The organism is Streptomyces sp. NPDC020422 (assembly GCF_044386705.1).
In the GTDB taxonomy this organism is placed as follows: domain Bacteria; phylum Actinomycetota; class Actinomycetes; order Streptomycetales; family Streptomycetaceae; genus Streptomyces.
Map to the genome: position 1 here is coordinate 392,466 of NZ_JBIRVJ010000003.1, position 14,882 is coordinate 407,347.

A 14,882-nucleotide genomic window follows, 5' to 3' on the forward strand; every position below is an offset into this window, starting at 1 on the left:
GCCGACGTCCGCCCAGGACTGACGCCTCATAGGGTGCGGGGCCGCACCGTGCGGCCCCCCACCCGCTTCGGCCGAGTGCCTCTTCTTCACCTTTTTCAGCAACACCGCTTCCAGGGAGCTGTTTCCATGAGCGCCGAGTCCACTGCTTCCAGCGGAGTCCCCCACGAGAACCGGTTCAAGGTCTGGCGGCAGACCCGGCCCTTCTGGGCGGGCCTGTTGACCATCATCGGCGGCGTACCGATCGCCTACCTCCCGTACGGGGACATGCGGCTCGGCAACGTCACGCTCGCGATGAAGACGACGGCCGGCGCCGGAGCGCTGATCATCGGCGTCCTGCTCATCACGCTCGGTCTGACGATGTGGTTCCAGCCCCTCGTCCGGGTCTTCGCGGGTGTCGCGACGATCGTGCTCGGGCTGGTCTCCATCCCCGTGTCGAACTTCGGCGGACTCGTCGTCGGCTTCCTCTTCGCCCTCGTCGGCGGCGGAATGTCGGTGGCCTGGGCGCCGGCACCACCGGCCGCGGAGCACGAAGCGAGCACCGAGGAGGGCGCCGCCCCGGCAGCGGCCGAAGCGGCCGCCCCGGTCGAGTACGCGCACACGCACGACGGCACGACGCAGCCCGTGATCCCGCAGCAGGGTTCCGAGGCGCCGGTGGCCGAGACGACGATCGAAGCCAACGGCGGGAGGAACAGTGCGGGGTGACGAGACACAGTCGGCGGCGCAGACGCCGAGAGGACCGCGCCACGCGGCCCCGCGCAAGTCTCTGCTGAACAAGATCCACGTGCCCGCGGGCAAGGCCATGGCACTCGCTGCCATGCCCACCGCGGTGATCGTGGGCATGGGCCTCACACCCAAGCTGGCCCTCGCCGACGACAAGGACATCCCCTTCGCGCCCGGCCCCTGCGTCACCCGATCGGACGAGCCGTCGGCGGAGCCGAGCACCAAGCCCGCCGGCACGAAGAGCCCCGCCCCGACGGCGAGCGCCACCGGGACCGCGAAGCCCGACCCGACCGGGTCCGCCACCTCCGCCCCGGAGCCGACCGCCACGGCCACCGCCACCGGCGGCACGGCACCGAAGCCGGACGGCACGCAGTCGCCCGCACCCAAGTCGACGACCGCGGCGCCCGCACCCGCCCCCTCGCCCACCAAGTCGGTCAACCCGCTCGACCCGCTGGGCCTGGGCGACGCGCTCAAGGACCTGTTCGACGGACCGGGCGCGACCACGCAGCCGGCCCCCGCCCCGACCACGTCCGCACCGGCCGCGCCCAAGCCGACGCCGAGCGCGCCCGCCCCGGGGCGGACGACACCGCCGAAGACCGGTACGACCGGCGGCTCCACGGGCTCCACGGGCACCACGGGCGGCACGGCCGACAAGACGGCCGACAGGACCAAGGCCGCCATCAAGTCCGCCGCCGACAAGGCCGGTGCCACGACCGAGGAACTGCCGGAGTCCGCCAAGGGCCTCGACGCCAAGAAGGACGAGGACATACCCGAGGGCGCGAAGCCGCGCTTCCCGTGCCCCGAGCCCGACCCGCAGGCCCTCGCCGACGCGTCGCTGGAGCCGGGCATCCCGCTGCTCCCGGACGAGCCGTGGCGCCTGGAGACCTCGCTGCTCACCCTGCGGGGCCTCGACTACAAGGGCATCGTCGAGGTCAAGACGGGCAGCGGGAAGACCAAGAAGGTCCTCAAGTTCACCGCGGACGAGGTGGACATCAAGGACCTGCACCAGCTCACGGTCCACTCCGACGGCCTGACCGCCCATGTGCGCTCGGACCGGGGCTCGACCTCCACGATCCGCAACGGCACGGTGACCATGTACACCGAGGAGCTGAAGGGCAACCTCTTCGGCCTCATCCCGGTCACCTTCAGCCCCGAGACCCCGCCCCCGCTGAACGTCCCCTTCGCCTTCTTCTCCAACGCCAAGGTGACGCAGGCGGGCCAGTTCGGCGGCACCCTCAAGGTCCCGGGCCTGACCAACACGATCGAGCGCAGCTGACCCCGAACCACTCCGGGAGCCGCACACGACGATGCCCCCGTCCCTCCTCGGAGGGACGGGGGCCTCGTCGCGGTTCAGCTGCCGAGGTGGTGCACCCGGACCATGTTGGTGCTGCCGGGGACGCCGGGGGGCGAGCCGGCGGTGATGATCATCGTGTCGCCGGCGTTGAAGCGCTGGAGCTTGAGCAGCTCCGCGTCGACCAGCTCGACCATGGCGTCGGTGGTCTCCACGAACGGGGCCAGGAAGGGCTCCACGCCCCAGCTCAGGGTCAGCTGGTTGCGGGTCGACTCCTCGGTGGTGAAGGCGAGGATCGGCTGGGCCGCGCGGTAGCGGGAGAGGCGGCGGGCGGTGTCGCCGGACTGGGTGAAGGCGATCAGCGCCTTGCCGCCCAGGAAGTCGGCGATCTCGCAGGCCGCGCGGGCGACCGAACCGCCCTGCGTGCGCGGCTTCTTGCCCGGGACCAGGGGCTGCAGGCCCTTGGAGAGGAGCTCCTCCTCGGCCGCGGCGACGATCTTCGACATCGTCTTCACGGTCTCGATCGGGTACGCGCCGACGGAGGACTCCGCCGACAGCATGACCGCGTCCGCGCCGTCCAGGATCGCGTTGGCGACGTCGCTCGCCTCGGCGCGGGTCGGGCGGGAGTTGGTGATCATCGACTCCATCATCTGGGTGGCGACGATGACCGGCTTGGCGTTGCGGCGACACATCTCCACGAGGCGCTTCTGCACCATCGGGACCTTCTCCAGCGGGTACTCCACCGCGAGGTCGCCGCGCGCCACCATCACCGCGTCGAAGGCCGCGACGACGTCCGCCATGTTCTCGACGGCCTGCGGCTTCTCCACCTTGGCGATGACGGGGACCCGGCGGCCCTCCTCGTCCATCACCTTGTGGACGTCCTTGACGTCGTTGGCGTCGCGGACGAAGGAGAGCGCGACCATGTCGCAGCCCATGCGCAGCGCGAAGCGGAGGTCCTCGACGTCCTTCTCGGACAGGGCCGGGACGTTGACCGCGGCGCCGGGCAGGTTGATGCCCTTGTGGTCGGAGATGACGCCGCCCTCGATGACCACAGTCTTGACCCGCGGGCCCTCGACCTCGACGACGCGCAGCTCGACGTTGCCGTCGTTGATGAGGACCTGGTCGCCCTTGGAGACGTCGCCGGGCAGGCCCTTGTACGTGGTGCCGCAGATGGACTTGTCGCCGGGGACGTCCTCGGTGGTGATGGTGAACTCGTCACCGCGCACCAGCTCGACGGGGCCCTCGGCGAAGGTCTCCAGACGGATCTTGGGGCCCTGGAGGTCGGCGAGCACGCCGACGGCGCGGCCGGTGTCCGCCACCGCCCTGCGGAGGCGGTCGTACCGCTCCTGGTGCTCTGCCTGGGTCCCGTGGCTCATGTTGAATCGGGCCACGTTCATGCCGGCCTCGATGAGAGCCTTCAGCTGCTCATAGGAGTCGACGGCGGGGCCCAGCGTGCAGACGATTTTGGAACGGCGCATGAGGCGGATCCTATCGGTTTGTTTCACTGCGGAATATTCCGTCTGGTGGAAAGTACAAATGGGCGCGGGGTCGCTCAGGCGTTCACTCCTCCGAGCGGCGACTCGCTCACGAGTGCGTAGCTCTGGCGGGCGATCTCCAGCTCCTCGTCCGTCGGCACCACGGCGACCGCCACCCGCGCGTACTCCGGCGAGATGATCCGCGCCTCGTCGGAACGGACGGCGTTGAGGCCGGCGTCCACCGCCAGACCCAGCTCCTCCAGGCCGGCGATCGCAGCCTCCCGCACCGGGGCCGCGTTCTCGCCGACCCCCGCCGTGAACACCACCGCGTCCACCCGGCCGAGCACCGCGTAGTACGCCCCGATGTACTTCTTCAGCCGGTGGACGTAGACGTCGAAGGCGAGCGCCGCACGCGGGTCGCCCTCGTCGATCCGGCGCCGGATCTCCCGCATGTCGTTGTCGCCGCAGAGCCCGACCAGGCCGGACCGCTTGTTCAGGAGCACGTCGATCTCCTCCATCGACATGTCCGCGTTGCGTGCCAGGTGGAAGGTGACCGCCGGGTCGACGTCACCCGAGCGGGTGCCCATGACCAGGCCCTCCAGCGGGGTCAGGCCCATCGAGGTGTCCACGCAGCGGCCGCCGGCCACCGCCGAGGCGGAGGCCCCGTTGCCCAGGTGCAGCACGATCACGTTCACCTCCTCCGGCGTCTTCCCGAGCAGCTTCGCCGTCTCCCGGGAGACGTAGGCGTGCGAGGTGCCGTGGAAGCCGTAGCGGCGGATCCGGTGCGCGTCCGCGGTCTCCACGTCGATCGCGTACCGCGCCGCCGCCTCCGGCATCGTCGTGTGGAACGCGGTGTCGAAGACCGCCACCTGCGGCAGGTCGGGGCGCAGCGCCTGGGCGGTGCGGATGCCGGTCAGGTTGGCCGGGTTGTGCAGCGGTGCCACCGGCACGAGGCGCTCGATCTCGGCGAGCACCTCGTCGTCGATGACGGTCGGCGCGGTGAAGCGCAGCCCGCCGTGCACCACCCGGTGGCCGATGGCGGCCAGCTCGGGGGAGTCCAGGCCGAGCCCGTCCGCGGCCAGCTCCTCGGCGACCGCCTTCATCGCGGTCTCGTGGTCGGCGATGGTCTCCTCCCGCTCCCGCTTCGCGCCGCCGCCGCCGAGCAGCGGGCTGTGCACGAGCCGCGAGCTCTGCTCGCCGATCCGCTCGACCAGGCCGACCGCGAGTCGGCTGCCGTCGTTCATGTCGAGCAGCTGGTACTTCAGCGACGACGAGCCCGAGTTGAGGACGAGGACACGGGTGGGGGTGGTCATGCCTGGTGCTCCTGACCGGCCGGGTTCTGGGACTGGATCGCCGTGATGGCGACGGTGTTGACGATGTCGCTGACGAGCGCGCCGCGCGACAGGTCGTTCACGGGCTTGCGCAGACCCTGCAGAACGGGGCCGACGGCGACCGCGCCGGCCGAGCGCTGCACGGCCTTGTAGGTGTTGTTGCCGGTGTTGAGGTCCGGGAAGATCAGCACGCTCGCCTGGCCGGCCACCTCGGAGCCGGGCAGCTTGGTCGCCGCCACGGAGGGCTCGACGGCCGCGTCGTACTGGATCGGGCCCTCGATGCGCAGCTCCGGGTGGCTCTCGCGGACCAGCTTGGTGGCCTCGCGCACCTTGTCGACGTCGGCGCCGGAGCCGGAGGTGCCGGTGGAGTACGAGAGCATCGCGATCCGCGGCTCGACCCCGAAGCGGGCGGCGGTGGCCGCGGACTGCACGGCGATGTCGGCCAGCTGCTCGGCGTTCGGGTCCGGGTTGACCGCGCAGTCGCCGTAGACCAGGACCTTGTCCGCCAGGCACATGAAGAAGACCGAGGACACGATCGAGGCGTCCGGCTTGGTCTTGATGATCTCGAAGGCCGGGCGGATCGTCGCGGCCGTGGAGTGCACCGAGCCGGAGACCATGCCGTCGGCCAGGCCCTCCTGGACCATCAGGGTGCCGAAGTAGTTCACGTCCGAGACCACGTCGTACGCCAGCTCCACCGTGACGCCCTTGTGGGCGCGCAGCGCCGCGTACTTCTCCGCGAAGGAGTCGCGCAGCTCCGAGGTCTGCGGGTCGATCAGCTGGGTGTCGCCGAGGTTCACGCTCAGGTCGGCGGCCTTCTTGCGGATGGTCTCCACGTCGCCGAGCAGCGTCAGGTCGCAGACGTCGCGGCGCAGCAGCACGTCGGCGGCGCGCAGCACGCGCTCCTCGGTGCCCTCGGGCAGCACCACCCGGCGGCGGTCGGCCCTGGCCTGCTCCAGGAGCTCGTGCTCGAACATCATCGGGGTGACCCGGCCGCTGCGGGCGACGGAGATCCGGCGCAGCAGGTCGGCGGTGTCGACATGGCGCTCGAAGAGGCCGAGGGCGGTCTCCGCCTTGCGGGGCGTGGCCGCGTTCAACTTGCCTTCGAGGGCGAAGAGTTCGGCGGCGGTCGGGAAGCTGTTGCCCGGCACGGAGATGACCGGGGTGCCGGGCGCGAGGCGGGCGGCCAGGGTGAGGATCTCGTCGCTGGGGCGCTCGTTGAGGGTGAGCAGCACGCCGGCGATCGGCGGGGTGCCCGCGGAGTGCGCGGCGAGCGCGCCGACCACCAGGTCGGCGCGGTCCCCGGGGGTGACGACCAGACAGCCGGGGGTGAGCGCGTTCAGGAAGTTCGGCAGCATCGCGCCGCCGAAGACGAAGTCGAGCGCGTCGCGGGCGAGCCCGGCGTCGTCGCCGAGGACCACGGAGGCGCCCAGCGCGTGGGTGATCTGGGCGACGGTCGGCGCGGCCAGGGCGGGCTCGTCGGGCAGCACGTAGCAGGGCACGGGCAGCCGGGCGGTCAGCCGCTCGGCGATCTCGGCCCGGTCCTCGCCGGCCACCCGGTTGACCACCATCGCGAGGACGTCGCAGCCGAGCCCGTCGTAGGCGCGGAAGGCGTTGCGGGTCTCGGCCCGTACGGACTCGGCGTTCTGGCCCTTGCCGCCGACCACCGGTATCACCGAGGCGCCGAACTCGTTGGCGAGCCGCGCGTTGAGCGCGAGCTCGTCGGGGAGCTGGGTGCCGGCGAAGTCGGTGCCGAGGACGAGCACGACCTCGTAGTCGCGGGCGACGGCGTGGAAGCGGTCCACCAGGCGAGAGACCAGCTCGTCGGTGCCGCGCTCGGCCTGGAGGTCGCTCGCCTCGTGGTAGTCCATGCCGTAGACGGTCGCGGCGTCCTGGCTGAGCCGGTAGCGGCTGCGCAGCAGGTCGAACAGACGGTCGGGTCCGTCGTGCACCAGGGGGCGGAACACCCCCACCCGGTCCACCTGGCGGGTGAGGAGCTCCATGACTCCCAGCTCGACGACCTGGCGGCCGTCGCCGCGGTCGATCCCGGTCACGTACACGCTGCGCGTCACGCCGTCGTCTCCTGATATCGGTCGAGGTGGGTCGGGTGCCCCGTGGAGGGGCCGTCGATGTCAATCGAGTGTGTTCAAAAAACACCGATAGGGCGGCATTGCCCTCTTGACAATACCCCCGCGGGTGGATAGGACGCCCGCCGGACGTAGGGCCCGAAGGGGTGGGACCAAAGGCCCCGGAAGGCCCACGGGCGCCGGGCGCGCGGAGTAGCAGCGAGCGCGGCGGCACGTCCGGGCGTGTGAGAATCGACGAGGCTCACACGTACCTCACCGAGCAGGAGACACAGCACGATGCGCATCGGAGTTCTCACCGCAGGCGGCGACTGTCCCGGCCTGAACGCAGTGATCCGGTCGGTCGTGCACCGGGCACTGACCGGCCACGACGACGAAGTCATCGGCTTCGAGGACGGGTTCAAGGGTCTCCTCGACGGCCATGTGCGCCCCCTCGACCTCAACGCCGTCAGCGGCATCCTCGCCCGCGGCGGCACCATCCTCGGCTCCGCCCGGCTGGAGCGGAACCGGCTGCGCGAAGCCGCCGAGTCCGCCCCCGACTTGGCCCGGAAGTACGGCATCGACGTGCTCATCCCGATCGGCGGCGAGGGCACCCTGACTGCCGCCCGGATGCTCTCCGACGCCGGGATGCCCGTCGTCGGCGTCCCCAAGACGATCGACAACGACATCTCCTCCACCGACCGCACCTTCGGCTTCGACACGGCCGTCGGCGTGGCCACCGAGGCCATGGACCGGCTCAAGACCACCGCCGAGTCCCACCAGCGGGTGATGGTCGTCGAGGTCATGGGCCGGCACGCCGGCTGGATCGCCCTGGAGTCCGGCATGGCCGGCGGCGCCCACGGCATCTGCCTGCCCGAACGCCCCTTCCAGGTCGCCGACTTGGTCAAGATGGTCGAAGAACGCTTCGCCCGCGGCAAGAAGTTCGCCGTCATCTGCGTCGCCGAGGGCGCGCACCCCGCCGAGGGGTCGATGGACTACCAGAAGGGCGAGATCGACCAGTACGGTCACGAGCGCTTCCAGGGCATCGGCAACCGCCTCGCCGTCGAACTGGAGCGCCGCCTCGGCAAGGAGGCCCGCCCCGTCATCCTCGGCCACGTCCAGCGCGGCGGCACCCCGACCGCGTACGACCGGGTGCTCGCCACCCGCTTCGGCTGGCACGCCGTCGAGGCCGCACACCGCGGCGAGTTCGGCCGGATGACCGCACTGCGCGGCACGGACATCACGATGGTCCCGCTCGCCGAGGCCGTCACCCGGCTCAAGACCGTCCCCGAGGACCGGATGCGCGAGGCCGAGTCGGTCTTCTGACCGCCCCGGCCACCGGGCCCGAGGGCCCGTCCCTCCGGCCCCCGCGAGCGGGACCAAGGTCCCGACTTGTCCCGGACGGCCCCCGGCCCCGATCATCCCCACGTGGACGATCGGGGCCGAATCCATGCTTGAGCCCGAAGCCGCGATCAACAAGGCTTGAGGCTGTCCCGGACATGTCCCGACGAGGGGAGCCGCGCGCCATGACGACGGGGGAGACGCCTCCCGACCCGCGGGGGGCACGGAACCCGGCCGAGTTCATCGCGCGACTGCAGCAGCTCAAGGACTGGTCGGGGCTCACCTACCGCGAGCTCTCCGCCCGCGCCGAGGCCCTCGGCGACGTCCTGCCCCGCTCGACCGTCGCCAACATGCTGGCCCGCACCACCCTGCCGCGCGAGGAACTGCTCGCCTCCTTCGCGCGCGCCTGCGGGCTCGGCCCCCGCGAGACGGGGGAGTGGGAGACCGTACGCAAGGAGCTCGCCGCCCGGGCCGCGTACAGCCCGGACGAGCCGCCGGCGCAGCCGCCCGCGGAGCCGCCGGGCCAGCCGCCCGCGCCGCCGGCCGAGCCGCCCGCCTGGCCCGCCCCCGAGGAGCCGGCCACGGCCCCGCCGCCCGATCCGCGCTCCCGGCTGCGCCGCGTCCTCGTCGGGGCCGTCGCCGTGGCAGGACTGGTCCTCGCCACCGTCAGCGTGGTCGCCCTCGTACGCGACGACCCCCGGCCCGCCCGACCGCACCGCCCGGTGCTCACCGCGCCCGCCGAGGGCCCGGTGCACATCCGGGTGATCGGCTCGGACCTCTGCCTCAACGAGCGGCGCGGCCATCGCGACGGGCAGATCTACCAGCGCGACTGCGCGGGCGCCGAGGTCCCCCGCTACGAGCTGAAGCGGCTCGGCGGGGCCCACTGGCGGATCGTTTCGGTGCACCCGGACTTCCCCGTCGGCTGCTCCGGGATCCCGTCCGGGGGCCGCATACCGTACGCCGCGCTCGAGGACTCCGAGTGCGGCGACCCCACCCGCGTGGAACGCTTCGCCCTGGAGCCGTACGGCACCCCGGTCCGCGGCTACCGCATCGTGCCGGCCGGCTCCGCGACCCCCGGCAGCTGTGTCACCGTCGTCGGCGACCGGACGGCCGAGTGGTCCCGGCTCAGCCAGGCCCCCTGCACCGCGGACGCCCGGGGCCAGCTCTTCAGCTTCGACCGGCGCTGACGGCCAAGGTCAGGCCGCCGGCTCCACCAGCCGTGAGCGCAGCGCCCCCACCACGGCCGGGTCGAGGCCGACGTGGCCGGTGGCGTACGCGTACACCGAGCCGTACTCCGCGCGCAGATCGGCGAGGACCAGCCGCATGATCTCCTCGGGCGCCCGCCCGAAGCCCGGCCAGCGCAGCTCGCGGCCCGGGTGGCGGGCCTTCCAGTCGGCGACGAAGTGCTCCGTGGCCAGCTCGGTGAGGGCGAAGTCCGAAAGGATCTGCTCGTCGGAGACGTCGAGCAGCGCCAGGACGAGCGCCGCGAGGAGACCCGTACGGTCCTTGCCGGCCGCGCAGTGGAAGACCAGCGGACCCTCGGCGGAGGCGATGATCTCCAGGGCCTGGCGCAGTTCGGCCGCACCGTCGGCGGCGACCTCCGCGAACCGGTCGGCGAGATAGCGCCAGGGGTCGAGCGCGGGGTCGATCTCGGCCTGGTCGTAGGGCCGGTGCTCGATGCTGAGGTTGTGCCAGGCCTGCGGCTCGGTCTCGGGGTGGCGGCCCCTGGCCGCGATCTCCCACGGGTAGCGCAGGTCGATCACGGTGGCCACGTTCAGCTCGCGGAAGCGTTTCAGATCGGCTTCGGCGTCGGGTCCCGCCAACTTGTGGAGGGAGTCGGAGCGGTAGAGGGTCTCCCACCGCACGGTGCCTCCGTCGGCGGTCCGATAGCCGCCCATGTCACGGAAGTTGTGGAGCCGTTCGAAGGATATGTGTCGTCTCACGGCGTCAATCTACGGGCCCTCGGGGGCCGCTAGCCCCCGACGAGGGCCCAGAAGTGGTCCATGATCTCGTCGAGGTACGCGCGGCCCTCGTCGCCCGTCGAGCCCGAGGCGCCCCAGCTGCTGGTGGCCGCCATCCTGGCGTGGTAGTCGCCGTGCAGCCGCTGCAGGGCGTCCTCGACCGTCCGCCTGGGCAGCGGCAGCAGCTTGACCACCGGTTTCACATAGGCCTGCCAGCGGGTGGTCGCCGCGTCCCGCAGCACGCCCGCGAGCCTCTCGTCGCCGCCGGTCGCGGTGAGCAGGGCGCGCGGGCCGAGGCCGAGGATCTCGGCGAGCGCGGCGGTCTGGCGGTCGTTGCCGCGCCAGCGGCCCGACTCCTCCATCCGCAGATACGCGGCGGCGTCGAGACCGACCCGGCGGGCCAGGTCCTCGGGGGTCAGGCCCCGGGCCATCCGGTGCTCGCGCAGGGTGGTCGCCGAGGCGAGGAGCTCGGCGGGGGAACACCACAGGACGCCCGCGAGGGCGGTCAGCTCCTGCGAGCTGGGAGCGATCCGGCCGCGCTCCCAGGCGACGACGGTCTCGGGGGCGACGAGGAGGCCGTACTGGGCCCGCAGGCCGTAGGCGACATGGCCGGGAGCCATGCCGAGGCCCTCGCGCAGACGGCGTGCGGCGAGGGCGTTGAAGGGTGGGGAGGGTTGGTGCACGCTGCCACCGTAGAAGCGGAGGGTGATCGTTGGCTACGGTGTGTTCCCCCAACCCTCAGGGTCGTAGGAACGTGGGAACCGGTCAGTAACGGACACCCCGTCCGGCGGCCCGCTCAGCGGCCCCGTGCGGGCCCCTCCGCCGCGCTGAGCCAGCGGTACTGCAGCTCGGGACGCCCGATCTGCCCGTACTGAGGGGCGCGCGCCGCCCGCCCCTGTGTCACCAGGTGCTCCAGATAGCGGCGGGCGGTGATCCGCGAGATGCCGACGGCCGCGCCCGCCTCCGCCGCGGTCAGCCCCTCCGCCGCCGCACGCAGGCTCCGGGTGACCGCCTCCAGGGTGGGTGCGCTCAGCCCCTTCGGCAGCGAGGCCGGCTGCGGGGCGCGCAGGGTCGCCAGCGCCCGGTCCACCTCGTCCTGACCCGAGGCCTCCCCGGCCGCCGCCCGGAACTCGGCGTACCGGGCCAGCCGGTCGCGCAGGGTCGCGAAGGTGAACGGCTTCAGGACGTACTGGACGACCCCCAGCGACACCCCCTCGCGGACCACCGCGAGATCGCGCGCGGAGGTCACGGCGATCACGTCGGCCGCGTGCCCGGCCGCGCGCAGCGCCCGCAGCAGATGCAGCCCGTGCCCGTCCGGCAGATACAGGTCGAGCAGGATCAGGTCCACCGGCGTCCGGTCGAGCAGCCGCACGGCCGCGGCCCGCGAGTGGGCCACCCCGACCACGGTGAAGCCCGGCACCCGTCCCGCGTACAGCGCGTGCGCGTCGGCGGCGACCGGATCGTCCTCGACGACCAGGACCCGGATGCCCGTACTCATCTCGCCACCTCCGCGACACCGGTGACCGCGGCCCGCTGCAACGGCAGCCGGGCCGTGAACTCCGCGCCGCCCAGCGGGGATTCGGCCAGCGACAGCGAGCCGCCGGCCCGGGTCACGGCCTGCTGGACCAGGGCGAGACCCAGCCCGCGGCCCGGCCCGCGGGTGGACCAGCCGCGGTCCAGCACCGCGGCGCGGTCCTCGGGGCGCACCCCCGGCCCGCTGTCGCCGACCTGCAACAGCAGCTCGCCGGCCTGCGCGAGGGCCGTCACCGTCACCCGGGCGGACGGGGAGCCGCCCGCCGCCTCGACGGCGTTGTCGACCAGGTTGCCGAGGATCGTCACCAGGTCCCGCGAGGGCAGCGACCGCGGCAGCACCCCGTCGTCGATCCGGCTGGTCTCGGTCAGGACCAGTTCCACGCCCCGCTCGTTGGCCTGCGCCGCCTTGCCCAGCAGCAGCGCCGCCAGGACCGGCTCGCCGACCGCGCTCACCACCCGGTCCGTCAGCGCCTGCGCGAGCTCCAGCTCCGCGGTGGCGAAACCCACCGCCTCCTCGACCCGGCCCAGCTCGATCAGCGAGACCACCGTGTGCAGCCGGTTCGCCGCCTCGTGGGCCTGCGAGCGCAGCGCCTCCGTGAAGCCCCGCTCCGAGTCCAACTCGCCGGAGAGGGCCTGGAGCTCGGTGCGGTCCCGCAGGGTGACCACGGTGCCCCGGCGCTCCCCGCCCACCACCGGGCGGGTGTTGACGACGAGCACCCGTTCGTCCGTCAGATGCAGCTCGTCCGTCCGCGGTTCCGCGGAGAGCAGCGCCCCGGTGAGCGGCGCCGGCAGCCCCAGCTCGGCCGCCGAGCGGCCCACCGCGTCCGGGCCCAGGCCGAGCAGCTCCCGCGCCCCGTCGTTGATCAGCGCGATCCGGCGCTGCCCGTCCAGCATCACCAGGCCCTCGTGCACGGCGTGCAGCGCGGCCTCGTGGTAGTCGTGCATCCGGCTCAGCTCGGTCGCGTTCATGCCCTTGGTGTGCCGCCGCAGCCGGGCGTTGATCACATACGTGCCGGCGCCCCCGAGCACCACGGCCGCGCCCGCCGTCCCGAGCAGCGCGGTGACCTGCTCGCGCACCTGCTCACTGATCTTCTCGATGGTGATGCCCGCGCTGACCAGGGCCACCACCCTGCCGTGGTCGAAGACCGGGGCGACCGTGCGCACCGAGGGACCGAGCACGCCCAGGTGCGTCTCGGAGAAGGTCTCCCCGCGCACGGCCCGGTCGATGTGCCCGAGGTAGGTGCGGCCGATCTGCTCCGGATCCGGGTGCGTCCAGCGCGTCCCGTCCGGCGCCATGATCACCACGAAGGTGACGCCCGCGTGCTGCCGCAGCGACTCCGCGTACGGCTGGAGCACCGCCGTCGGGTTCGCCGAGCGGGCCGCCGCCACCACCGCGGGCGAGTCGGCCACGGCCGTCGCGGTCGCCTGGGACTGGCGGCGCGCGGTCTCCTCGGCCTGGGCGCGGTCCGTGACGTACGCGAACACGGCACAGCCCGCGACGACGGCGGCCACCAGCACGACCTGCATCGCGAAGAGCTGGCCGGCCAGGCTGCGGGGCCGGGGGAGGGAGAGGCGCATGCGGCAAGTGTGCCTGGCCGGATCGCGCCCCCGTGCCTTCCGTCGTGAACGAAAGGTACGCAAGCGTGACCCCGGTCACAGCGCTGGTGGATAGTCGCGGGGTCCACCGGGACGTGGACAGCCCCTGCGTACGAGGAGGAGCCCGTGGCCGCACGACGGGACCGCACCCACTATCTGTATCTGGCCGTCATCGGCGCCGTCCTGCTCGGCATCGCCGTCGGCTTCCTGGCCCCCGGCGTCGCCGTCGAGCTGAAGCCCCTCGGCACCGGCTTCGTCAGCCTGATCAAGATGATGATCTCGCCGATCATCTTCTGCACGATCGTGCTCGGCGTCGGTTCGGTCCGCAAGGCCGCCAAGGTCGGCGCCGTCGGCGGTCTCGCCCTCGGCTACTTCCTGGTCATGTCGACCGTCGCCCTCGCCATCGGCCTGGTGGTCGGCAACATCCTGGAGCCCGGCTCCAGCCTGCACCTCACCAAGGACCTCGCCGAGGCCGGCGCCAAGCAGGCCGAGGGGGCGAGCGAGGGCACCGCCGACTTCCTCCTCGGGATCATCCCCAAGACCCTGGTCTCCGCCTTCACCGAGGGCGAGGTCCTCCAGACCCTGCTCGTCGCGCTGCTCACGGGCTTCGCCCTCCAGGCGATGGGCAAGGCCGGCGAGCCGGTGCTGCGCGGCATCGGGCACATCCAGCGCCTCGTCTTCCGCATCCTCGCCATGATCATGTGGGCCGCCCCGGTCGGTGCCTTCGGCGCCATCGCCGCCGTGGTCGGCGCGACGGGCGTCGACGCCCTGAAGTCGCTCGCCGTGATCATGATCGGCTTCTACGTGACCTGCGCGCTCTTCGTCTTCGTCGTGCTCGGCGCGCTGCTGCGACTGGTCGCCGGCGTGAACATCTGGTCCCTGCTGAAGTACCTGGGCCGCGAGTTCCTGCTGATCCTGTCCACCTCCTCCTCCGAGTCGGCGCTGCCGCGGCTCATCGCGAAGATGGAGCACCTCGGCGTCAGCAAGCCGGTGGTCGGCATCACCGTCCCGACCGGCTACTCCTTCAACCTCGACGGCACCGCGATCTATCTGACGATGTCCTCGCTCTTCGTCGCCGAGGCCATGGGCAACCCGCTCTCGCTGGGCGAGCAGATCTCCCTGCTCGTCTTCATGATCATCGCCTCGAAGGGCGCGGCCGGCGTCACCGGCGCCGGTCTCGCCACCCTCGCCGGCGGCCTCCAGTCGCACCGCCCCGACCTGGTCGACGGCGTCGGCCTGATCGTCGGCATCGACCGCTTCATGAGCGAGGCCCGCGCCCTCACCAACTTCGCCGGCAACGCCGTCGCCACCGTCCTCGTCGGCACCTGGACCAAGGAGATCGACAAGGCCCGGGTGACCGAGGTGCTCGCCGGCCGGGTCCCGTTCGACGAGACCACCCTGGTCGACGACGGCCACGGCCCGGCGCCCGTCCCGGACCAGCGCTCCGACGAGGGCGAGGAGCGCGCCCGCGCGGGCGTCTAGGAGCTCCGGGTCCCGGGCCTTGAGCCGGATCCGGGCACCGGAAGCGGACCGACCCCGGCCGCCCGCGGCCGGGGTCGGTCCGTGCGCACGCG

12 protein-coding genes are annotated in these 14,882 nt (G+C 72.5%); 5 read left to right on the forward strand and 7 right to left on the reverse strand.

The window, feature by feature from the left end; genetic code table 11:
* Positions 1-126: 126 nt before the first annotated feature.
* Entirely contained in the window at positions 127-702 is a 576-nt protein-coding gene (locus tag ACH414_RS09265; protein ID WP_386565745.1) for a DUF6114 domain-containing protein, read from the forward strand.
* Positions 692-1,996: a hypothetical protein gene (locus tag ACH414_RS09270; protein WP_398941336.1), complete on the forward strand. Its 1,305-nt coding sequence runs from the start codon at positions 692-694 to the stop codon at positions 1,994-1,996. Before ACH414_RS09265 ends, ACH414_RS09270 begins: the two co-directional genes overlap by 11 nt.
* A 74-nt stretch (positions 1,997-2,070) precedes the next feature.
* Here ACH414_RS09270 and pyk read toward each other — a convergent pair whose 3' ends face one another.
* From pyk to pta, 3 genes are all read right to left on the reverse strand, one after another.
* Positions 2,071-3,489: a pyruvate kinase gene (gene pyk, locus ACH414_RS09275; protein ID WP_382538016.1), complete on the reverse strand. Its 1,419-nt coding sequence runs from the start codon at positions 3,487-3,489 to the stop codon at positions 2,071-2,073.
* Positions 3,490-3,563: 74 nt separating this feature from the next.
* Positions 3,564-4,799 (reverse strand): acetate kinase, encoded by a 1,236-nt coding sequence (locus ACH414_RS09280; protein ID WP_382538019.1) that lies wholly within the window; start codon positions 4,797-4,799, stop codon positions 3,564-3,566.
* Positions 4,796-6,886, reverse strand: coding sequence for a phosphate acetyltransferase (gene pta, locus ACH414_RS09285; protein WP_382538022.1), 2,091 nt, complete (start codon positions 6,884-6,886; stop codon positions 4,796-4,798). The genes ACH414_RS09280 and pta overlap by 4 nt, the downstream gene beginning before the upstream one ends.
* Before the next feature lie 291 nt (positions 6,887-7,177).
* On the opposite strand from pta, the gene ACH414_RS09290 reads away from it, so the two are divergent.
* Together ACH414_RS09290 and ACH414_RS09295 are read left to right on the forward strand one after the other, a co-directional pair.
* Positions 7,178-8,203 (forward strand): ATP-dependent 6-phosphofructokinase, encoded by a 1,026-nt coding sequence (locus ACH414_RS09290; RefSeq protein WP_382538025.1) that lies wholly within the window; start codon positions 7,178-7,180, stop codon positions 8,201-8,203.
* A gap of 200 nt (positions 8,204-8,403) precedes the next feature.
* Positions 8,404-9,405 (forward strand): helix-turn-helix domain-containing protein, encoded by a 1,002-nt coding sequence (locus ACH414_RS09295; RefSeq protein ID WP_391769421.1) that lies wholly within the window; start codon positions 8,404-8,406, stop codon positions 9,403-9,405.
* 9 nt (positions 9,406-9,414) lie between these two features.
* Here ACH414_RS09295 and ACH414_RS09300 read toward each other — a convergent pair whose 3' ends face one another.
* The 4 genes from ACH414_RS09300 to ACH414_RS09315 all read right to left on the reverse strand — a co-directional run bounded on the left by ACH414_RS09300 (position 9,415) and on the right by ACH414_RS09315 (position 13,290).
* A complete protein-coding gene (locus ACH414_RS09300) occupies positions 9,415-10,161 on the reverse strand; it encodes a tyrosine-protein phosphatase (protein ID WP_382538031.1) in 747 nt (248 codons plus the stop codon).
* 29 nt (positions 10,162-10,190) lie between these two features.
* Positions 10,191-10,799: a helix-turn-helix domain-containing protein gene (locus ACH414_RS09305; RefSeq protein WP_382538453.1), complete on the reverse strand. Its 609-nt coding sequence runs from the start codon at positions 10,797-10,799 to the stop codon at positions 10,191-10,193.
* A 176-nt stretch (positions 10,800-10,975) separates the two neighbouring features.
* Positions 10,976-11,677 (reverse strand): response regulator, encoded by a 702-nt coding sequence (locus ACH414_RS09310; protein WP_382538033.1) that lies wholly within the window; start codon positions 11,675-11,677, stop codon positions 10,976-10,978.
* On the reverse strand, positions 11,674-13,290 hold the full coding sequence (locus ACH414_RS09315) for an ATP-binding protein (protein ID WP_398941340.1): 1,617 nt from the start codon (positions 13,288-13,290) through the stop codon (positions 11,674-11,676). Before ACH414_RS09315 ends, ACH414_RS09310 begins: the two co-directional genes overlap by 4 nt.
* A 144-nt stretch (positions 13,291-13,434) precedes the next feature.
* On the opposite strand from ACH414_RS09315, the gene ACH414_RS09320 reads away from it, so the two are divergent.
* Positions 13,435-14,790, forward strand: a complete 1,356-nt coding sequence (locus ACH414_RS09320; protein WP_386565737.1) for a cation:dicarboxylate symporter family transporter — start codon at positions 13,435-13,437, stop codon at positions 14,788-14,790.
* The last annotated feature ends 92 nt before the right edge of the window (positions 14,791-14,882 follow it).